This is a genomic window from Cyanobacterium sp. Dongsha4 (assembly GCF_036345015.1).
In the GTDB taxonomy this organism is placed as follows: domain Bacteria; phylum Cyanobacteriota; class Cyanobacteriia; order Cyanobacteriales; family Cyanobacteriaceae; genus PCC-10605.
Genome location: NZ_CP084098.1, coordinates 2,385,900 through 2,404,627 on the forward strand (window position 1 = coordinate 2,385,900; position 18,728 = coordinate 2,404,627).

An 18,728-nucleotide genomic window follows, 5' to 3' on the forward strand; every position below is an offset into this window, starting at 1 on the left:
TATATACCAGCCTAAGCATTTGTTACTGATTAAATAACTTAATTTACCCATGACTACCGAAGATATTTATATTAAGTATTAGCAAAATAAAATTATTCAACAAACGCAAAAGCATCTGGAAGAAAAGCAAAAAGCAAGGAAAGTTTTACAGAAAATAAAGCAAGTTTTAATCGAGGAATTTAACGTAGATAAAATTATCCTATTTGGTTCACTATTAACAGATAAATTTGATGAAGAGTCTGATATAGACTTAGCAGTAAAAGGGATTAAAAAAAGTGACTTTTTTCATGCTTTCGCAGTGGTTAATGACTTAGGTATAAAATATATGATTGATTTAAAACCATTGGAAGATTTAGAATCTTATTTCTTAGAAAAAGTATTAAAAAAAGGGGAATGTATCTATGAGAAAAATTAGTGTTAATCAAATAACCGAAATAATCACCGATATTGAAAATGAGTTATCTAGGATGAATCAACTAGAGAAAGAAATAAGAGAAACCTATCAAAAAATCTCACAATATCCAGAATTAAAGATGATGCTATTTGAAAGTTTAGCTCTAAAATTGCATAATTTTTATAAGGGTTGTGAGCGTATTTTTCAAATAATAGCTGATGAATTAAATGGAGGAAAACCATCTAGTTTTGATTGGGATAGACGGTTATTAGAAAGGATGTCAAATGAACAAAGCGATCGCCCCTGTGTAATTACTAAAAACACAGCAAAACAGTTAAAAGATTATTTAGGTTTTCGGCATATTGTGAGAAATATTTATGGGTTTGAATTAGATATTGATAGGTTAGAAATTTTAGTGAATAATTACTTTACTGTATGGCATAATTTTAGGGAAGATATAAACAACTTTTTACATTGGCTTCATCAATTAAAAGATGCGATTAAACCTTAAATTAATAAATATAGTGAGACAGACATCTTATCTGTAAATGAAATCATATTCAATATAAAATTTTCAAAAATTTTGGTAATAAAACAGAGGAAAAATTGTGGCATATTGGTTAATGAAATCTGAACCTAATGTATATAGTATCGATGATTTAGAAAGAGAAAAAACCACTATTTGGGATGGGGTACGTAACTACCAAGCAAGGAATTATCTGCAACAAATGCAAGAGGGAGATATAGCTTTTTTCTATCACTCTAACTGTAAATCTCCCTCAATAGTTGGTTTAATGACCATTGCTGAAGCTAATGTGCCTGATCCAACACAATTTGACCCAAAAAGCTCATATTTTGACCCAAAAGCGACTTTAGAGCATCCTCGATGGTTTACGGTTAAAGTTCAATATCAGGAAAAATTTTCTCAGGTAATTTCTTTAACAACATTAAAAGCTAAGTTTTCAGGAGATGAATTATTAATAGTAAGAAAAGGAAATCGTTTATCGGTTATACCTGTTGCTGAAGAGATAGCCCATAAAATTAGACTTCTTTAATTTATATAATTATTTTATTTCTCTGAGATGAAGATAATAGGAAAAATCAAGACAAAATCATACATAATACTATTTTTATAGTGTTATAAATAATAAAAAATAGAAATATTAAAACAGAATTAAAAATAACAATATTAAGATATTTTTCAAAAAATTTAAAATATCTGATAACAGAAAAATAATAATAGTAAACTTACATAAATTAAAATAATTGAAATCTCTTTTATGGAAATATTTGCTGAAATCACGGGGATAAAATATCGAAAAATATTTCCCTCAGCACTAAAATTAATAAATGATTCAGAATTTGATATAAATTTAATACCCTCTAACTGTTTATTAATTTATTCTAACAACAATTTAAGTTTTGGTATTTGTAAATGGGTATCGCCAAAAAGAACTCGATCGTATCCCTATGAAAGAGTGTATAATATCTTATCATCTTCAAAAAAAATCAGTGTTATTCCAGTTATTAAAGACGAAGGAATAAAGGGCGATCGAGATTTTATTCAATGGGATACAATATCTTTAATGAGTTTATTAGATGTGTATGTTATTTTAGGATATTATGACAGTGCAACTAAGCATAAAACCAGACAAGATAAAATTACGAATCAAAAATTTAATAGTGGTTATGTTAACAATAAAATAGATGAAATAAAAAACTATCATAGTTCAGCATTGCACTGGAATTTAAAAGAAATCAGAGAATCTTTGCCTAGTTTAATAGATAATGTTAAAGAATCTTATCAAAATATTAGTAATGAATTAAACGTTAAATTACACGATGAACAGGGAATTAATAAATTTCAAGAAATAATCTTTAAAGGCTTAAACAATTTTATGGAAAATTCCAGAGAAAAAGCCCATTTAGCACAAACAAGAGAAAAACAAATCATTCAACCAAAGGAAGTTTTAAATACATTATCAAAAGCAACTATTACTATTAAAAATTATTTAGGAGGTTTATACTTTTTTACGGTGGACGAAGTCAGTATTATAGATGATAAGTTATATTTAATAGAATCAAAACATAGTAAAAGTTCTAAACTACCTAGCCTTAGTGATATTAAAGATGGATTATTAAAAATGATTTTATATAGCAATCTTGAAAATACTATACTTAATAATAATTTGATTGAGCAAATTCCAATTTTAAATTTATCTTCTAATAAGCTATTGGGTTTAATTGATTCTTCAAAACATAACCAAGAGGAAGTTAATATATTTTCTCATCACAACAAATTATCAAATAAACAAATCGATATTATTCATACCTTATTTAAAGAAGCAAATACAAATAATTTTATTGTAAAAATTGGAGGAATATAACATGATTAAAAGTCCTTTAAGATACCCCGGTGGTAAAAGTAAAGCTATCAAATTTATCGCTCCTTTAATTCCTAATTTTAAGGAATATAGAGAACCTTTTTTAGGGGGAGGTTCAGTGTTTATTTATCTTAAACAATTATACCCCGATCGCATCTATTGGGTTAACGATATTTACACTAATTTATTTTATTTTTGGCAATCTTGTCAAGAAAATTTAGAGGATTTAATTGAGCAAATTATTGCATGGAAACAAGAATTTCAGGATGGAAAATTATTATATAAATATTTGACAGAAAATATAGAAAAATTTAATGAATTAGAAAAAGCATCAGCATTTTTTGTTTTTAATAGAATTACTTTTTCAGGCACAACCGAAAGCGGAGGTTATTCTCAAAAAGCCTTTGAAAAAAGATTTACAGATTCTAGTATTGAAAGGGTAAAAAATCTATCTCAAATAATCAATAATGTTCGTATTACTAATTACGATTATCACAAAGTCTTAGAAACGCAAGGAAAAGATGTATTTTTATTTTTAGATCCCCCTTATTATAGTGCAGAAAAATCAGCTTTATATGGAAAAAGAGGGCAATTACATAAAGGATTTGATCACGAAAAATTAGCCTACATTCTCCAACATACTAATCATAAATGGTTGATAACCTATGATGATAGTGATTATATTAGAAATCTATTTTCTTGGGCTAATATTCAATCGTGGAATTTAACTTATGGCATGAGAAATATTAACGGTAATATTAATCAAAATGGGAAAGAATTATTTATTGCTAACTATGATTTATCTTTAAAAGAAATTAATAATAATAAGCATCAACAGTTGGAAATTTTTACCAATGTCTGTTAAGAAAAATAACTTTGAGAAAAGATGAAAAAAACTACTCCGATATGTTGTCTGGATTTTCTGTTCTTAATAAAGGTAATTGGGCTAGAGGTACAGTAAATGTTACAGTTGTACCCAAAAATTCTCCCATACTATAAAATGATATTTTTCCCCCCATGGCTTCAACTAAACGTTTGGAAATAGCTAAACCTAAACCTGTACCACCATAGGCTTTAGTACGTGAACCATCAACCTGATAAAATGTTTCAAACAGTCTTTCTTGCTTATCCAACGCAACTCCTATCCCCGTATCCTCTACACTTATTTTCAATACTCCGGGTAAAATAACATCATTAATTTCGATTTGTTTGGGTACTATTTCCCCTTTTATTTCAATGCCCCCCTCTTGAGTAAATTTTAAAGAATTACCCACTAAATTTAACATTACTTGTAAAAGTCTTTGATAATCGGCGTAAAGTAGTATCTCATCGTAAGTGGAGGGTAGCTCAATATGAAAATAAAGGTTTTTTTTCTGTGCTTGGGAGTGAGCGAATTTCTGAATTTCATCACAAATCTGATTCCAAGAAATGGATGTCAATTCAAATTCCATCTTCCCGGCTTCAATTTTGGCAATATCTAAAATATCATTAATTAGATTAAGTAGATGTAGTGCTGAATTATATGCTTGATCAATAAACTCCCTTTCTTCCTCCTTATCATCAGCCATATCATCTAAAACCAATTTGAGAAAACCCAATATACCATTTAATGGAGTTCTCAATTCATGACTTGTACTAGCTAAAAACTCACTTTTCAACCTTGATGCTTCTTTAGCTTCGTTATTGGCAATTTCTAGTTTTTGATAAATAGTAGCGTGTGCCATAGCTGTACCCACTTGATCAGCCAATTCCTGTACTAATTCTTGTTCGGCTTCATTCCAACTACGAGGGCGATCGCACTGATGTAAACAAATAATACCATTCAATTCTTGTTGATAGAAAGTAGGTACTAACAAAATAGATAAAGCATCACAATCAGGATAATGACTGGGATTAAAAATCATTGCATTACGAGACATAATTGCCTCTTTCATTTCCTCATAGTCATTGTATTTAATCTGCACGGTTAATAATGACTTATATCTGGGTTCACAATACTCTGCTTTCACCTCCAAAATTTGACTATTAGAGTTTGTCGGCATAAGTAATAAACAACGACTAGCTTTTAATGCTTTACCAATACTGTCAACAGTTTGTTGTCCGATAGTTTCTAAATCGAGAGTGCGACGAATTTTACGGGCAATACTGGTTAATAATTGCTGATAAGGATCAGGATTTGTAGGTAAAGCTGATGTAGATTCAATGGACAAATGAGAAGCATTATCCAAACTTCTACCCATCACCAAAACAGATTCTACTACACCATTACTCAAGATGATAGGACTAATAATCAACTCAAAGGGCAAACAAAACTGCTCATGACAAAAAACATAATTACATTGCTCAGGTATTTTCCGCTTGATTACTCGCTGAATACGCTCTAAATAAGTCTGTTTAACTAGGGGTTGAAAAGTATTTTGATCCAGATTACTTTGATTGTAAATATCAGATTTCCAGTAAAAAGAAAGATATTCCCCCTGTGCATTTTGAGTGAAAACTAGCTCTGCTCCCAATTGAGAGAAAATATGACCATTATTATATTCCACAATATTTGACATCATGATTTTTTGTGATCTGTTCCTCTCATCAATTTATAACTATTTGCCTATTTACTATTACATTTTTATCGATCTAACTCATAATTAATTTTTCCCCAAAACCCCAAAACCCCAATCCCCTAATACTTCAATACCTTATCACCTCATTTTTTTACCACTCTTAATTTTTTCCCGTTTTAATCATTCCATTCCCCTCTAGGAGGCACAGGAGGGTTGCGGCGGAGACTGCGAGTTAAATCATCATCCTGTTGTCTTTCACCCCGAAGCCATTGTTTTAAAGCAGACTCGATAATTCTACTAGGGTCATTAGTAAGATGACTCACCTTTTCTAATAATTCAGAATCAATATGGATGGAAATTTCCACCTTTTCTGCTCCACGTCCTTCAGACAAAGTGTTATTATTCATAATAATTACTTTCGATCTTATACTTATCTAATTTAACAAAATCATCTTAATTCTATTTTCCTAAATAAAGAGCGTTTTTCCTAGCTCACCATTACAATAAGTTAAGAAACGTTAATTTTTGACTAGCCCTTTTATTGAAATTCAACCAACGACATCTATGACTGACACTCCCGTAAAACGCCTGCGCAATTTTTGTATTATTGCCCATATTGATCACGGTAAATCTACTTTAGCAGACCGTTTGCTACAGGTAACTGGTACTGTGGCAGATCGGGAGATGAAGGCTCAGTTTCTTGATAATATGGAGCTAGAAAGAGAAAGAGGCATTACTATTAAACTCCAAGCCGCACGGATGAATTATAAAGCAAAAAATGGAGAGGAATATGTTTTAAATTTAATTGATACCCCCGGCCACGTGGACTTTTCTTATGAGGTATCTCGCTCTCTAGCCGCTTGTGAGGGTGCTTTATTGGTGGTTGATGCTTCCCAAGGAGTAGAGGCTCAAACCTTAGCAAATGTCTATTTAGCCCTTGATAGTGACTTAGAAATTATCCCTGTGTTAAATAAAATTGATTTACCCGGGGCAGAGCCTGAAAGAGTCATCAATGAAATCGAAGAAGTCGTCGGTTTAGATTGTAGTAATATTATTCACGCTTCCGCAAAAACAGGTATCGGTGTTGATGATATTTTAGAAGCTATTGTTGCTCAAGTACCACCACCTCAAGATACTTTAGACAAACCTTTTCGAGCTTTGATTTTTGATAGTTACTATGACCCCTATCGAGGAGTTATTGTCTATTTCCGTGTGATGGATGGCAGTCTCAAAAAAGACGATCGCATCCGTTTAATGGCATCAGGCAAAGAATATGATTTAGATGAAATTGGGGTGCTTTCCCCCACTCAAGTGCAAGTTGACGAACTTCACGCAGGAGAAGTAGGCTATCTCGCCGCCGCCATTAAAAGTGTGGAAGACGCACGGGTAGGAGATACCATCACCCTAGTTAGTAAACCAGCAAAAGAACCTCTCCCCGGTTATACAGAGGCAAAACCAATGGTATTCTGCGGTTTATTCCCCACTGATGCGGATCAATATGCCGACTTGAAAGACGCTTTAGAGAAGCTAAAACTCAATGATGCCGCCCTTTCCTTTGAACCCGAAACATCTTCAGCCATGGGCTTTGGTTTCCGTTGCGGTTTCTTAGGCTTATTACACATGGAAATTGTCCAAGAACGTTTAGAAAGGGAATATAATCTTGATTTAATTACGACTGCTCCTTCTGTAGTCTATCGAGTCACTACCACTGACGGCGAAGAAATCGAAATTGACAATCCCAGTGCCTTACCTCCTCCACAAAAACGAATCAAAATCGAAGAGCCTTACATCCGAGTAGAAATGATTACCCCTGAAACCTACGTTGGCCCTTTGATGGATTTATGTCAAACCCGACGGGGGGTATTTGTGGATATGAAGTATTTTACCCTCAACCGTACTAATTTAATTTATGAATTGCCTTTAGCAGAGGTAGTTACAGACTTTTTTGACCAGTTAAAATCTCGTTCTCGTGGTTATGCCAGTATGGAATATCACTTAATTGGTTATCGAGAAAATCATTTAATTCGCTTAGATATTATGGTGAATAAAGATCCTGTGGATGCTTTAGCCATGATTGTTCATCGAGATAAAGCCTATCAGGTTGGACGAGCTTTAACGGAAAAATTAAAAGAATTGATTCCTCGTCATCAATTTAAAGTACCTATTCAAGCTGCGATCGGGTCTAAAATTATTGCTAGTGAACATATTCCAGCTTTAAGAAAAGATGTTTTAGCGAAATGTTATGGCGGTGATATTAGTCGTAAGAAAAAGCTACTACAAAAACAAGCCAAAGGTAAAAAACGCATGAAGTCCATTGGAACTGTGGATGTACCTCAAGAAGCCTTTATGGCGGTTTTGAAACTAGAATCTTAAGGTATTGGGGATTAGGGAGAAACGAGTTAGGAGTTAGGAGTTAGGAGTTAGGGGTTTTTAATTCTTAATTCTTCATTATCAACTATTTACCATTGCCCATTGCCCATTGCCTTTTTAACTTTGCCCTTTTTCCCCATAGAAGCGAAGAAAAAGAGTTGCACAAAATAAGAAAACAATTGCTATCTTAAGTTAAGATTACCATACCCAGCTATCTTAAGTTAAGATTACCATACCCATAACTTAAAACAGAATCATTTGCAATACTCTTATTATGGCTAAAGCTCAGACTCAAAACAAAACTCAGGAAATACATTCCACCACTTCTCATCCTCACAAATCAGAAATTCAGGTTACGGAAACTCGCCCTTGGGGAAGTTTTACCACCCTAGAGGAAGGATTTGGCTACAAAATTAAACGTATTGAAGTTAACCCAGGCCATCGTCTAAGTTTACAAATGCACCACCACCGCAGTGAACATTGGATTGTTGTTTCTGGCACTGCTAAAGTAGTTTGTGGAGATGAAGAAAAAATATTAGCGGCAAATCAGTCAACTTATGTGCCTCAATGCACCGCCCACCGTTTAGAAAATCCGGGGGTTATTAAATTGGTAATTATCGAGGTACAAAATGGCGAATATTTAGGAGAAGATGATATTATTCGTTTTCAAGATGACTATTCCAGAGGGTAAAAACTCTATTAGGAATTAGTGACTAGGAATTGTTTTTCACTCCCTACCCCTTACTGCCTTCAACAGTAAACTTAAATGTAGATTATGATCAATATTAGCAAAAGAGCGATCGCAGAACTAAAAAGAATTCAAAAAAATCAATATCCTGACTGTAATCATATCCGAGTTGGTATCAATCAAGGAGGATGTCTTAACTATGCCTATAATATCGAATTTGCTCAGGAAATTAACGAAGCAGATTTAACCTTTAACCACGATTCAGGAATGGTGATAGTAGCTAACTCAGAAATTTATTCCCGTCTGCAAAATTTGACGATTGACTATTTAGAGGATTTAATGGGGGGAGCATTCCAATTTAAAAATCCTAACATTGCTCATCATTGCAGTTGTGGATTATCTTTTGACCTAGAATCATAAAATCTTCTCATGACTTATCCGAATCTTAACCAATTTTCTTTATCTTTAAATCATGATTTATGTGCAGAAAAATTAATTAACACCAAAAACAAATTAATTATTCAAGACTTGGATGGAGTTTGTATGGGGTTAGTCAAAAATCCCCTTCATCGAGTTATTGATTTTAATTATGTCAAAGCCGCCCGTAACCTAAATAATCATTTTTATGTATTAACTAATGGTGAACATATTGGCAAATTTGGCGTTAACCACATTATTGAAAAATCCGCCCCTAATCCTGAGATGGTAAGAAAAGAAGGTTACTATCTATCTGGTTTAGCAGGAGGGGGAGTACAATGGCAAGATAATTACGGTAACATTACTTATCCGGGGGTAAAGCAAGAAGAGTTGACATTTTTATCGGCGATTCCCGCTATTTTTGAGGAAAGATTGCGAAATTTTTGTCAAAATCAAGCTCCATTTTTAACTAAGGAAGTTATTAATAATGCCCTTGATGCAGTAATTTTAGTTAATCAAGTTTCCCCCACAATTAATCTAAATACTTTTTTCTCCTTATTTGCAGATCATCCTCATCTTTATCTTGCCCTACAAAAAGAGGTAAAGGTGCTGATGGATGAGTTACTACACAAGGCACAAAAAAACGACTTAGAACATTCTTTCTTTCTCCATTTAGCCCCTAATTTAGGCAGAGACGATAAGGGAGTCGAAATAATGAAAGAAGCCACACAAAACGACTCAGGCACAACAGATTTTCAATTTATGCTCAAAGGTGCGGTTAAAGAAGCGGGAGTTTTATATATTCTCAATCATTACTATTATCTGCATACGGGAGAATATCCTCTTGGTCAAGATTTTAGCCCCCAACAAGCACCCAATAATCATCAAGAATTAGTTAATTTAGTGATTGATAAATTTTCTCCTGAATCGATGCCCTTAATTATGGGAGTGGGAGATACCGTTAACAGTCAAGTAACTTGGCAAAATGGTAAAAAAATAGTGAAAAGAGGAGGAAGCGATCGCAATTTCTTACAATTGATTCAAGATATAGGTAAAGGGTTTAATACTGATAATATCATTACTTATGTTGATAGTTCTGGTGGGGAAGTGAAAAACCGTAAACCGATTAAAGTAGGAAATATTGACGGTAACTTAATAGTAACAGAAGGAATAGCTCACCCAGATGATCCCGATGAACCATTAAATGTTAACTTTGTATTTCCTGAAGGACATCGACAATACTGTCAGTTTTTTCAAAAAATCACCAGTTAAAAATTAAAAATTTATAATTAATGAATAATTACTCCCTATTTATTGCTCATTACTTAACTCAAAACTATGGTGACAACAGTTAAACCGAAATTAACCTTAGAAAACTTTTTACAACAACCCGAAATAAAACCAGCTTCTGAATTTATTGATAGTAGAATTACTCAAAAACCCATGCCTCAAGGACAACATAGCGTAATTCAATCAGAATTGGTATCAATTATAAACCAAACAGCAAAATCCGATAAAATTGCCTATGCTTTTCCCGAATTGCGTTGCAATTTTGAATCAAGGTCGATCGTACTTGATGTGGTAGTATTACAGTGGGACAGAATTCCTTTAACCGATACGGGAAAAATTGCTAATCGGATAAATATTTATCCTGACGGGTGTATCGAAATCTTATCTCCTGAACAAAGTTTAACTCAAGTGTTAGATAAATTATTATTTTGTTCTCAAATTGGTACTCAATTAGGTTGGTTAATTAACCCAGAAGAAGAAGCTATTTTCGCTATTTTACCAGAACAAAAATTAAGGTTATTTAAAAATGATGATACTTTACCTGTTTTAGAAAAAGTTAATTTAAAATTAACGGTAAATGAAGTATTTAATTGGTTAAAATTTTAGTGACTATTGATAACCTAAGTACAGGACAAAAATTTTACACAGTGAATAAAATCACTAGATCTTATAGTAGTCTTAATTAAAACTACTATAAATGATATTGAACATGATTTTGCCACATTAAAAAAAATGAGAATGTATGCCCCTTCAGGAACATCTTTAGATGAAATTATCCGTGATTATTGCACAAGTTAAATGTAACTTTCTTATTTGAAATTACTATAACTCAAACCCTTATCTATTGCCCATTCCCTGTCTTAACCGACAACTTAAACGCAAACTAGCTTATTGATGCAGTTGAAAATATTAGTTTGTTAGAGAATCAATATGTGCGATCGCAGCCTTAACTGTCACAGGTAAATTGTATCCTCCTCCATGAACAGAAAGAATAGAGCAATCTGATTTGATCGCTAAGTCAAGTACAATTTTGGTTAAACGACAAAATGAGAAATTAGTCCAATCAGTAATTCCCCACCACAATCGTCTTGATGGGAGTCATAACCAGAAAATATAGTAATAAGATCAGGTTGCCACGGTAAATTACTTAGGGTTTCTTCAAAAATATCGATGCTTTCTTCCCCAGTATAAAACTCTCCTGTCATTCCTTCTAAATCTAAAATATAACGGGGAAAATTAGCAGGTAAAAGGGGAATATTACAATGTCCTAAACTTTTCCCTACTTATGTTGTTCCTGCTTTTAAATCCGATATTTTCGCCATGTATAAATCCATAGCATGATGAATACTGACACAATAAGTGTTCTTATCATCAGCAAAAATAGATTGTGTACCGTCTCCGTGGTGAATATCCCAATCAACGATTAATACTTTCCTGAAGCCTTGAGATTGAGCATATTTTACCGCCGCCGCCTGTGGATTCAATAAACAGTAACCATGACCCCAATTTTTATGGCTATGATGTCCTACCATACTAAAACAATAGGCTCGATCTAGTTTTCCTTCTTTCATTAAATCAATAGCAGATAACATTCCCCTACATTCAGTGCTTAATTCTGGCAAAGATAAACTAATTGCGTCCAAAGATTGATTATTTGCCATCAAATTAATTTTGTGGAAATATTCGGGGGAATGGACAGTTAAATAATCATTAATATTCGCTTTTTTTAGAGGTACAATAGGATAATCACTTAAAGCATAGGCTAAAGCCTCTCTAACTTGATTATAGTAAGGATAAGAAAATTTAGTAAAATTAATTTCTGTTAAAGGTTTTTCTGCTGAAAATACTTGGGGATGTAGATAAATAGCAACCTTATTCATAAAATGGATAAAGGGAAATCTGAATAGTTATAAAGATAAAAATAGGAAAAGAAAAAAGTGATATAGATTGTCGTTCTTGAAAGAGAGTAAGAGTAACAAAATACTCCTACCCTCTTATTAGTAGTGCATTGACTTTGAACAAAATGGGTAACAATGAAATTAAGTCAGCTTTTCCAAGTTGCCGTCGCCAAAACAACAATCAACAACAATTAAAGGGCAAACGGCGGATTTACGTCTTAGGTATTGTTAGGTATTCGGCAATGCACTTCGGATGTACATAAAATGTACTTAATGGCTAACCGAGTAGCCAAGAGATGAATTTCACCTCCACTTATATATCAGGAGAGAAATCAAAAATTATGCGCTTTTCTTGAAAAAATTTGGCGAATTTAATCTAAGCCTAGTAATTTCCGACTCGCAGGGGTAAAATCAATGTCAATGGTGGTTTGATTATTGATGGTAGCAATATCATCTTCTGCTTGGTTTATTTGAGTAATTGCCTCTTGACGTTCTTGAGCTAATCTGTCAACATCAAATACTTGAATATATAATTTTCCCGAACCATCCTGCCCTGATAAGTTTTCCCGTAATAACTCATAGTTAATATCTTCAACGGTTAAAGTAACCCTTTTATTGCGTTTCTTCTCGTTAATCAAATCATCGTATAAGCCTACTTTCGAGGTTAAAAACTCAATCTGACTTAGCTTTTCAGAAATGCCCGTGCGTTGATTATTAATAAAAATCGCCTCTTTGAGTTTGAAAAAATCCGCTTCAATATCCAAACATTCTTGCAGTTGATTACGATAAGTATTGATCATTCTTTGAATTTCATCGGCTACTCTGGGAGTAAGGTTAGCTAAACTCACTTCAACGGAGGTAATGGCTTCTACTTTTTGGTCTTCATGGTAGTAACGCACACGATTAAAAACTGCTCGTAAATTCTTGCGTTCGGATTTAAACTTATTGAGTAGCTTATTGGCTTTATTTAAGGTGATTTCCATATTTTTGTTATGGGTGATGTTTGCCTATTTATATATCAGGGAAGAATCGGAAAATTATGCAAATTGAGAGTAATATATTCGGTGTTAGGAAAAGACGATATTATGTTATGTTAGCTTTTCATGATCCTGAAACTCTTAAATATACAGATTTTCCAATGGCTTAAACATCGTCTCAAGAATATTTGTTTAAGGATTTTTAGTAGTTAATTATGTTTTTTCTCAATTTCACTAAATAAATTTTGCATAAATCAAAAAAATGAGACTGATAATTATAGAGAGAAAGAGAAAATATATTTCGCTTCGATCGAACCTTAAATTAAGTATTTTTACTTATTGATGGAGTTTCCAATATGCTAAACAATATCGATTTATCCCAAAGTTTTAATATCGCCATCATGGGAAGGGCTAACACAGGCAAAAGTTCGTTAATGAATGCCTTGTTACAATTAAGTCGCCAAGAAGCCTTACAAGTTACGAAAGTAGGAGAAGAATTTGGCACAACTAGAAATATAATTCCTTATAAAATTAAAGATCAAGTTTATTTAATTGATACACCAACATTAAATAGTGAGTCTTTTGAATCTAAAACAATGATTGAAAAATTGAGACAAATTAACTTAACAATATTTGTTGTAACAGGATTTCCTACCCTTTATGATCAAGAGTTAATTAATAAAGTAAAAAAATACTCAAATAATCCTCTATTGATTGTGTTAAATCAAATTGATAAATGGGATAATTGTGGTGCTGAATATCTTGATTATATAGTTAATAAATGGAAAAAAGTATTGGACATAAATGATCTTTATTTAACTTGTACGAAAGGATGGGATTCAAAAAGTAAAATTTCATCTATGGATGTCAGAGGAGTCGGACTTCTCAGGAAAGATATATTTAATTTTATTGATGAAAAAATTAAGGAAAAAACCTTTGTTAAATCTATAGAAATTATTGATAATAAAGCTGACTTATCTCAAGAAAAAATTAACGATAATATTTCCATTGACTCTATTTTAGAATCCTGTCAAAAAACTGCGATCGCATCTTACAATACTAACTTAAAATATAGTCAAGAGTTAGCCAAAATTTTAGCTATTTTTAAGAATAATATCAGTAAAAAGAATTATAGTAATTCTCAAAATAAACATCGATAAATTAAAAAACTATTTAATGATATGACTCAACTGATAGACAATATTTTAACCCAAGATTTACAACAATTAAATGAATCTTTAGCTATTAAGAAAACACACCTCGAAGATTATAGTATAGCCTTATTTGGACGCACAAGGGCAGGAAAAAGCACTATTCGAGAAGCCTTAACTAATGGTGATGGTAGCACGATCGGCAAAGGAGGGCAACGCACCACCAGAGATGTCCAAGAATATCGATGGAATCATCTACGATTAATTGATACTCCGGGTATTGATGCCTACGAAGGAGAAGAAGACACCGAAAAAGCCAATAAATCGATCGACGAAGCGGATATGGTATTATTTCTTACTAGCGATGACTCTGTACAACCTTCAGAATTTGAACAAATGGGGAGGTTAACTCACATTGAAAAACCTTTTATTGTCTTATTAAATGTCAAAGGAAAACTGGAAAATGAAACCCAGATAAAACGATTTTTAGCTAAACCTGAAAAAACCTTTGACGAAGAAAGATTATCAGGACATCATAACCATATTAAGACTTATGTTAAACAACATTTAACCATTGAAGAAGTGACAATTATTGATATTCATGCAAGGGCTGGATTTTTGAGTAATCAATCAGAATATCAAGAATATAAAACCGAATTATGGCAATTAAGTAAACTAGATAAAGTTTATTCTATCATCGCTGAAGATATTGATAAAAATGGGAATGAAAGACGAGCTTCTACTTTTTTTGAAGGCACAAAAGTATTAATTAACGACATAAGAAAAAAACTCGATATTATTGAGCAAAATATTAATGATCAAATTAAATTTTTTCAAAGTAAAGAACAAGAAATCAAAAAAATATTTATTCAACAAATAAAGGATAGTAAAATAAAAGTTGATAATGAAATTAAACAGCTATTTAGACAATTTAAACAAGAAATACTTGTTTTTGTCGAGGATCATGTCGGAAATCCAAATGCAGAAAAAATATGGCAAGAAAAAACTAAAAATTTTTCTAAGAAATTAGAAGAATCCGTTAAAATACTTTTTGAAAAAAATGGGATGGAATTAAAAGAAAAATTCATAGAATTTGAAAGAGAATATAAATATGATACTGAGCATACACAATCTTATTATTATTATCAATTTGAAAATATTTATAAGGCACTACTTGGTTACTTTTTTGAAAATTTCAGTTTATTATTGAGTGGTATTGCCTCTGTTGCTTTTATAATCGCAAATTTTTGGAATCCCATCGGCTGGGTTGGTATAGTAGGAGGATTAGGATTGGTTGCTACGGGAATGAGTGTAGTTGCCGGATTATTTTCAGGAGGTTTAAAATATCAAGAAAAAAAAGAGTTTCAGCAGAAAAAAGATAAGTTAAAAAATGACTTAATTAAAGATATTGACTCACAACAAACAAAAATTATTGGAGATATTTACAAAAAAATTGAAACTCAATTTGAAGATATTGAACAAAAAAGTTTATCTTCTTTTTCTTTATTTCATCAAGAATTAAACTCTGTCAATAATGAACTTTTAACTATTAAAGTTCGTATCAAAGATATTTTTAATCGATTAGATATAGATAAATCTTTGATTTTACAACAATCAGCTAAAAAAAATGAGAGCTTCAACTAAGTAATGTTAGTCTTTGATTTATTAACGAATCGATCGTTCCATTTACTCTAAATTTTGCAAATAGTCCCATTGTTAAATCCACCATTTCTATTGATTTTGATACTACTTTTGTTTTTCTATGAAAGCGAGCAAACCAATGACGATTATCGGAATTATTTCTTTCTATGGCTATAGTTTCGCTTTTTGTCATCACATGATACGCATCTGGATGTTTAGATAATAACTCTTGGTACGGTTTCCAATCATCAGTACAGTAGACTGTTACATCCCATTTTAGTAATCTAATTAAAAGTTTTTTGAGGGTTTCACTATCACGCTTTCCCAATTCCCAGTCGATAAGTCTGTTAGTATTACGGTCATAAGCTTTCCAGATCCATAACTTGTTTTTTTTGACTCTATAAAATGCCAAAGTTCATCTAGTTCCACAACCACCGCTTCGCAGGGTTCAGGCTTTTCATAATTTTCTAGTGCCAAAGCTCTAATCCAATTTAAAATAGTCTGAGCAGAAACATTGAGAAGCTTTGCGATCGAATTCATAGACATTCCACTGCAATACAGAATTGCTGTTTCTAGTTTCATCCACATAGGTTTACCTCGATCAATCTTATCAGTGGTGAACTGATAGTTACAGTGCTTACATTTAAACCTTTGTTGACCACGAGCAAAACCGTTTTTGATGATTTTAGTATTATGACATCGAGGGCATTGATGAGACATGGTTAATTAATGATGATAGGATCAGTCTATATCATAACATTACTTAATTGATACTCTCGAAAAAAGTTATAATTTATTAGTAACAGATGATAACTCCATTGTTGATTTCTTAGAGTTATTAACAAGAAAAAAATTTATTATAGAAGCCTCTCAAATTAGAGCTAAAAATATTTACAATTCAGCTTTAAATCAACTTGAACATGAGATAACGATGATTGGTGATAAAGTAGCTGATAAAATCGATGGATGTCACAATGAAGATGAAATTAATAAAGAAAGCACCAATGCTGAACAACAAATTAATTTATTAATAGAGAAAATAATTACAGAGATAAATAATGATCTTAAATCAGAGTTAAATAATTTAAAAAATGAATTACAACAACTAGGAGAATCCCCTTTAGGACAAAAAGTAGAAGTTGAATTTAGAGAAAAGAAAAAAACTCAAGATTATAATTTTAATGAGTCAAATAGTAATTATAATTATGGTAAATATGCTGGTAACGCCTTTAATTTTATGGGTAATTTTGCATCTAAAGCGACAAGAGATGTTGTTTATAATGTGGGTAAAAATTTAGGGGTAAAATTTAAACCTTGGGGTGCGTTTAAAATGGCTAAAAATATTCGAGGATTTGCTCCTATTTTTGCAGGATTAGGCTTTGCTGTTGATATATTTATGAATGAGAAAGAAAAAGATGAAGAAAGAAAATATGAGCAAAGATTAAAAGAAGCTAGAAATCAATGTCGTCAAAATTACCATGATTTAGCTGAAGAAATAAGAAATGATTATCAGGTTAGTATCGTGGAATCAATTAAATTTTATGATGAACTATTATGGGATATTAATTTGACAAAAAATGAATTGCAAAAAAACAACACTAACCAACAAGAGAAAGGCAAAGAAATAGAGACTCAATTATTAAAAGTTAAGCAAAAAATTAGTAGTTTAATATAGTAGTCATAATGGTTGAAATTAAACTTAATTCAAAAAAATGATTAATTATTCCTTCGCTTTATCAATTTCGCCGATTTTTTGATAATCAGAGATAATAGTCAGGGTGCGATCGTGCTTTGGTACAAGTTGAAAGTGCGATCGCTTCTTAAAGTGTAAAAGTTATTGTTGCTTACTGCCTAAGTTGACACCAGTGAATAATATTCAACCCCTACAAAATGATAAAAATACATTAAGAGTCTTTACTATTGTTAATATTTAAGCCAATGACACTCATGGCTGTGAGACAATTTAATAATAAAAATCCAGTGCCTTCTGCCACTAAATTGATTCGATGATGTATGGAGACATCATAATTTTTTTCGACATTATGAGAATACTCTAAAGCCTTCCAATCACGCAAAATCCACCAACCTAAATAAGCAGAAAAACTTATACTATAGATAAAGGTAATCAAGTAAAATAAATTGAATATTTGCTTCATATTTTTTATAGGGGATATTCCTGAGTTTCAATCTGATTTAATTTAAGTTGGGTATTGTTCATCAATTCGTATCGGGTTAATTCTTCTTCAAAATTGTCTAACATTTCTAACAGTAAATTAAGTTGATTAATTTTTCTCCTCATTAAGTCTCGGTTATGTTTATCTTTGGATTCAAGGTTGCATAATTCGTTGTAAACATAGTCTCTAATTTCTTTGATATTATCCATAGTTGATTTTTTCATAATTTTATATCCCATTTATTTATCCGCAAAGATTGAGGAATTTATGCGTTTTAATACTGGTAATCAGAAGAGGTTTGTAATCGTTTTTGAATTTCTAGGATGTCTTCAGGGGAGTCATCAAAACATCTTTCTTCTAACCACACTTTTATATGGATAGGCATTATTTTGCCGAAGATATAGGGAATGGAGAAATTATAGGCTTTTTCATAATCCCATGTGCCGGGGAGGGGAAATCTTTCGTCTAAAGCATAGCTTGTCATTCCATGATATTTAATTTCTACCGCATCACCAATGGCATAGGCAGATTGAATACAGGCGTGTTCCCTGACTGTAGGTCCCCCTGATAAGTCACCTAATTTACTTAAATACAAGATGCGGATGCGATCTGGCATTGAATTTTTGACGTTATCATGGCACAGCATAGCAACACAAGAGCCAAAGGTTTTATATTTTTGTTCATCTTCATAGGGTTTTTCGGTAGTAATTTGATGGTAGGCTTTTCTATAGGTGGATTTGAGTTGTTTCCAAGTATCCATAATTTTTACTCTCTGATTTTTCTGCT

Annotated in this window: 23 protein-coding genes and 1 pseudogene; 14 read left to right on the forward strand and 10 right to left on the reverse strand. The window is 32.1% G+C overall.

Annotated features, from left to right (window positions below):
- Positions 1 to 94 precede the first annotated feature (94 nt).
- The 5 genes from Dongsha4_RS10370 (at position 95) to Dongsha4_RS10390 (ending at position 3,643) form a co-directional block, all read left to right on the forward strand.
- Positions 95 to 415, forward strand: coding sequence for a nucleotidyltransferase family protein (locus tag Dongsha4_RS10370; RefSeq protein WP_425590793.1), 321 nt, complete (start codon positions 95 to 97; stop codon positions 413 to 415).
- Positions 402 to 905 (forward strand): hypothetical protein, encoded by a 504-nt coding sequence (locus tag Dongsha4_RS10375; protein WP_330202327.1) that lies wholly within the window; start codon positions 402 to 404, stop codon positions 903 to 905. The genes Dongsha4_RS10370 and Dongsha4_RS10375 overlap by 14 nt, the downstream gene beginning before the upstream one ends.
- Before the next feature lie 112 nt (positions 906 to 1,017).
- Positions 1,018 to 1,449 (forward strand): EVE domain-containing protein, encoded by a 432-nt coding sequence (locus Dongsha4_RS10380; RefSeq protein ID WP_330205421.1) that lies wholly within the window; start codon positions 1,018 to 1,020, stop codon positions 1,447 to 1,449.
- A 225-nt stretch (positions 1,450 to 1,674) separates the two neighbouring features.
- A complete protein-coding gene (locus tag Dongsha4_RS10385) occupies positions 1,675 to 2,781 on the forward strand; it encodes a hypothetical protein (protein WP_330202328.1) in 1,107 nt (368 codons plus the stop codon).
- A gap of 1 nt (position 2,782) precedes the next feature.
- Positions 2,783 to 3,643: a DNA adenine methylase gene (locus Dongsha4_RS10390; protein ID WP_330202329.1), complete on the forward strand. Its 861-nt coding sequence runs from the start codon at positions 2,783 to 2,785 to the stop codon at positions 3,641 to 3,643.
- A 31-nt stretch (positions 3,644 to 3,674) separates the two neighbouring features.
- Here the strand turns inward: Dongsha4_RS10390 and Dongsha4_RS10395 are convergent, their stop codons facing one another.
- Together Dongsha4_RS10395 and Dongsha4_RS10400 are read right to left on the reverse strand one after the other, a co-directional pair.
- Complete coding sequence (locus Dongsha4_RS10395) at positions 3,675 to 5,339, reverse strand: ATP-binding protein (protein ID WP_330202330.1); 1,665 nt, start codon at positions 5,337 to 5,339, stop codon at positions 3,675 to 3,677.
- A 173-nt stretch (positions 5,340 to 5,512) separates the two neighbouring features.
- On the reverse strand, positions 5,513 to 5,743 hold the full coding sequence (locus tag Dongsha4_RS10400; protein WP_015218295.1) for a type II toxin-antitoxin system CcdA family antitoxin: 231 nt from the start codon (positions 5,741 to 5,743) through the stop codon (positions 5,513 to 5,515).
- A gap of 157 nt (positions 5,744 to 5,900) precedes the next feature.
- Between Dongsha4_RS10400 and lepA the strand changes: the two genes are divergently transcribed.
- The 6 genes and pseudogenes from lepA to Dongsha4_RS10430 form a co-directional block, all read left to right on the forward strand.
- Positions 5,901 to 7,709, forward strand: coding sequence for a translation elongation factor 4 (gene lepA / locus Dongsha4_RS10405; RefSeq protein ID WP_330202331.1), 1,809 nt, complete (start codon positions 5,901 to 5,903; stop codon positions 7,707 to 7,709).
- Between the two features lie 271 nt (positions 7,710 to 7,980).
- Entirely contained in the window at positions 7,981 to 8,397 is a 417-nt protein-coding gene (locus tag Dongsha4_RS10410) for a phosphomannose isomerase type II C-terminal cupin domain (protein ID WP_330202332.1), read from the forward strand.
- A gap of 84 nt (positions 8,398 to 8,481) precedes the next feature.
- Positions 8,482 to 8,814: a HesB/IscA family protein gene (locus tag Dongsha4_RS10415; protein ID WP_015218292.1), complete on the forward strand. Its 333-nt coding sequence runs from the start codon at positions 8,482 to 8,484 to the stop codon at positions 8,812 to 8,814.
- A 9-nt stretch (positions 8,815 to 8,823) separates the two neighbouring features.
- Positions 8,824 to 10,083, forward strand: a complete 1,260-nt coding sequence (stpA, locus tag Dongsha4_RS10420) for a glucosylglycerol 3-phosphatase (protein ID WP_330202333.1) — start codon at positions 8,824 to 8,826, stop codon at positions 10,081 to 10,083.
- Positions 10,084 to 10,149: 66 nt separating this feature from the next.
- On the forward strand, positions 10,150 to 10,707 hold the full coding sequence (locus tag Dongsha4_RS10425) for a Uma2 family endonuclease (RefSeq protein WP_330202334.1): 558 nt from the start codon (positions 10,150 to 10,152) through the stop codon (positions 10,705 to 10,707).
- An 87-nt stretch (positions 10,708 to 10,794) separates the two neighbouring features.
- Positions 10,795 to 10,899: pseudogene (locus Dongsha4_RS10430) on the forward strand (IS630 family transposase); the annotation flags it as partial.
- Positions 10,900 to 11,010: 111 nt separating this feature from the next.
- Here Dongsha4_RS10430 and Dongsha4_RS10435 read toward each other — a convergent pair.
- The 4 genes from Dongsha4_RS10435 to Dongsha4_RS10450 form a co-directional block, all read right to left on the reverse strand.
- Complete coding sequence (locus tag Dongsha4_RS10435; protein ID WP_330202335.1) at positions 11,011 to 11,184, reverse strand: hypothetical protein; 174 nt, start codon at positions 11,182 to 11,184, stop codon at positions 11,011 to 11,013.
- The gene (locus Dongsha4_RS10440; RefSeq protein ID WP_330202336.1) at positions 11,136 to 11,306 is read right to left on the reverse strand and encodes a hypothetical protein; all 171 of its coding nucleotides are present in this window, start codon (positions 11,304 to 11,306) and stop codon (positions 11,136 to 11,138) included. Before Dongsha4_RS10440 ends, Dongsha4_RS10435 begins: the two co-directional genes overlap by 49 nt.
- A 78-nt stretch (positions 11,307 to 11,384) precedes the next feature.
- Complete coding sequence (locus tag Dongsha4_RS10445; RefSeq protein ID WP_330202337.1) at positions 11,385 to 11,981, reverse strand: hypothetical protein; 597 nt, start codon at positions 11,979 to 11,981, stop codon at positions 11,385 to 11,387.
- Positions 11,982 to 12,370: 389 nt separating this feature from the next.
- Positions 12,371 to 12,982, reverse strand: a complete 612-nt coding sequence (locus tag Dongsha4_RS10450; RefSeq protein ID WP_330202338.1) for a hypothetical protein — start codon at positions 12,980 to 12,982, stop codon at positions 12,371 to 12,373.
- Between the two features lie 350 nt (positions 12,983 to 13,332).
- Here Dongsha4_RS10450 and Dongsha4_RS10455 point away from each other — a divergent pair, with 350 nt between their 5' ends.
- Both Dongsha4_RS10455 and Dongsha4_RS10460 read left to right on the forward strand, forming a co-directional pair.
- Positions 13,333 to 14,136 (forward strand): GTPase, encoded by an 804-nt coding sequence (locus Dongsha4_RS10455; protein ID WP_330202339.1) that lies wholly within the window; start codon positions 13,333 to 13,335, stop codon positions 14,134 to 14,136.
- 21 nt (positions 14,137 to 14,157) lie between these two features.
- Positions 14,158 to 15,771, forward strand: coding sequence for a GTPase (locus tag Dongsha4_RS10460; protein WP_330202340.1), 1,614 nt, complete (start codon positions 14,158 to 14,160; stop codon positions 15,769 to 15,771).
- Here Dongsha4_RS10460 and Dongsha4_RS10465 read toward each other — a convergent pair.
- Positions 15,764 to 16,488 (reverse strand): IS1 family transposase gene (locus tag Dongsha4_RS10465; RefSeq protein ID WP_330202302.1). Its coding sequence is split into 2 segments (ribosomal slippage): positions 15,764 to 16,164 and positions 16,164 to 16,488, totalling 726 coding nucleotides; the frame shifts between segments, so codons are not numbered across the junction. The two genes, Dongsha4_RS10460 and Dongsha4_RS10465, sit on opposite strands and share 8 nt — an antisense overlap.
- Before the next feature lie 211 nt (positions 16,489 to 16,699).
- On the opposite strand from Dongsha4_RS10465, the gene Dongsha4_RS10470 reads away from it, so the two are divergent.
- On the forward strand, positions 16,700 to 17,443 hold the full coding sequence (locus Dongsha4_RS10470) for a LeoA/HP0731 family dynamin-like GTPase (protein WP_425590759.1): 744 nt from the start codon (positions 16,700 to 16,702) through the stop codon (positions 17,441 to 17,443).
- 229 nt (positions 17,444 to 17,672) lie between these two features.
- Here the strand turns inward: Dongsha4_RS10470 and Dongsha4_RS10475 are convergent, their stop codons facing one another.
- Genes Dongsha4_RS10475 through Dongsha4_RS10485 form a run of 3 tightly spaced genes read right to left on the reverse strand, consistent with a single transcriptional unit; the run spans position 17,673 to position 18,702 of the window.
- Entirely contained in the window at positions 17,673 to 17,924 is a 252-nt protein-coding gene (locus tag Dongsha4_RS10475; protein WP_330202341.1) for a hypothetical protein, read from the reverse strand.
- Positions 17,925 to 17,929: 5 nt separating this feature from the next.
- Positions 17,930 to 18,166, reverse strand: coding sequence for a hypothetical protein (locus Dongsha4_RS10480; RefSeq protein ID WP_330202342.1), 237 nt, complete (start codon positions 18,164 to 18,166; stop codon positions 17,930 to 17,932).
- 50 nt (positions 18,167 to 18,216) lie between these two features.
- A complete protein-coding gene (locus tag Dongsha4_RS10485) occupies positions 18,217 to 18,702 on the reverse strand; it encodes a hypothetical protein (protein WP_330202343.1) in 486 nt (161 codons plus the stop codon).
- Between the last annotated feature and the right edge of the window lie 26 nt (positions 18,703 to 18,728).

Coding starts and splice junctions, on each gene's coding strand:
- Dongsha4_RS10375 (WP_330202327.1), top strand. CDS start 402: ATGAGAAAAATTAGTGTTAATCAAATAACCGAAATAATCACCGATATT.
- Dongsha4_RS10380 (WP_330205421.1), top strand. CDS start 1,018: ATGAAATCTGAACCTAATGTATATAGTATCGATGATTTAGAAAGAGAA.
- Dongsha4_RS10385 (WP_330202328.1), top strand. CDS start 1,675: ATGGAAATATTTGCTGAAATCACGGGGATAAAATATCGAAAAATATTT.
- Dongsha4_RS10390 (WP_330202329.1), top strand. CDS start 2,783: ATGATTAAAAGTCCTTTAAGATACCCCGGTGGTAAAAGTAAAGCTATC.
- Dongsha4_RS10395 (WP_330202330.1), bottom strand. CDS start 5,339: ATGATGTCAAATATTGTGGAATATAATAATGGTCATATTTTCTCTCAA.
- Dongsha4_RS10400 (WP_015218295.1), bottom strand. CDS start 5,743: ATGAATAATAACACTTTGTCTGAAGGACGTGGAGCAGAAAAGGTGGAA.
- lepA (WP_330202331.1), top strand. CDS start 5,901: ATGACTGACACTCCCGTAAAACGCCTGCGCAATTTTTGTATTATTGCC.
- Dongsha4_RS10410 (WP_330202332.1), top strand. CDS start 7,981: ATGGCTAAAGCTCAGACTCAAAACAAAACTCAGGAAATACATTCCACC.
- Dongsha4_RS10415 (WP_015218292.1), top strand. CDS start 8,482: ATGATCAATATTAGCAAAAGAGCGATCGCAGAACTAAAAAGAATTCAA.
- stpA (WP_330202333.1), top strand. CDS start 8,824: ATGACTTATCCGAATCTTAACCAATTTTCTTTATCTTTAAATCATGAT.
- Dongsha4_RS10425 (WP_330202334.1), top strand. CDS start 10,150: ATGGTGACAACAGTTAAACCGAAATTAACCTTAGAAAACTTTTTACAA.
- Dongsha4_RS10440 (WP_330202336.1), bottom strand. CDS start 11,306: ATGACAGGAGAGTTTTATACTGGGGAAGAAAGCATCGATATTTTTGAA.
- Dongsha4_RS10445 (WP_330202337.1), bottom strand. CDS start 11,981: ATGAATAAGGTTGCTATTTATCTACATCCCCAAGTATTTTCAGCAGAA.
- Dongsha4_RS10450 (WP_330202338.1), bottom strand. CDS start 12,982: ATGGAAATCACCTTAAATAAAGCCAATAAGCTACTCAATAAGTTTAAA.
- Dongsha4_RS10455 (WP_330202339.1), top strand. CDS start 13,333: ATGCTAAACAATATCGATTTATCCCAAAGTTTTAATATCGCCATCATG.
- Dongsha4_RS10460 (WP_330202340.1), top strand. CDS start 14,158: ATGACTCAACTGATAGACAATATTTTAACCCAAGATTTACAACAATTA.
- Dongsha4_RS10470 (WP_425590759.1), top strand. CDS start 16,700: ATGATTGGTGATAAAGTAGCTGATAAAATCGATGGATGTCACAATGAA.
- Dongsha4_RS10475 (WP_330202341.1), bottom strand. CDS start 17,924: ATGAAGCAAATATTCAATTTATTTTACTTGATTACCTTTATCTATAGT.
- Dongsha4_RS10480 (WP_330202342.1), bottom strand. CDS start 18,166: ATGAAAAAATCAACTATGGATAATATCAAAGAAATTAGAGACTATGTT.
- Dongsha4_RS10485 (WP_330202343.1), bottom strand. CDS start 18,702: ATGGATACTTGGAAACAACTCAAATCCACCTATAGAAAAGCCTACCAT.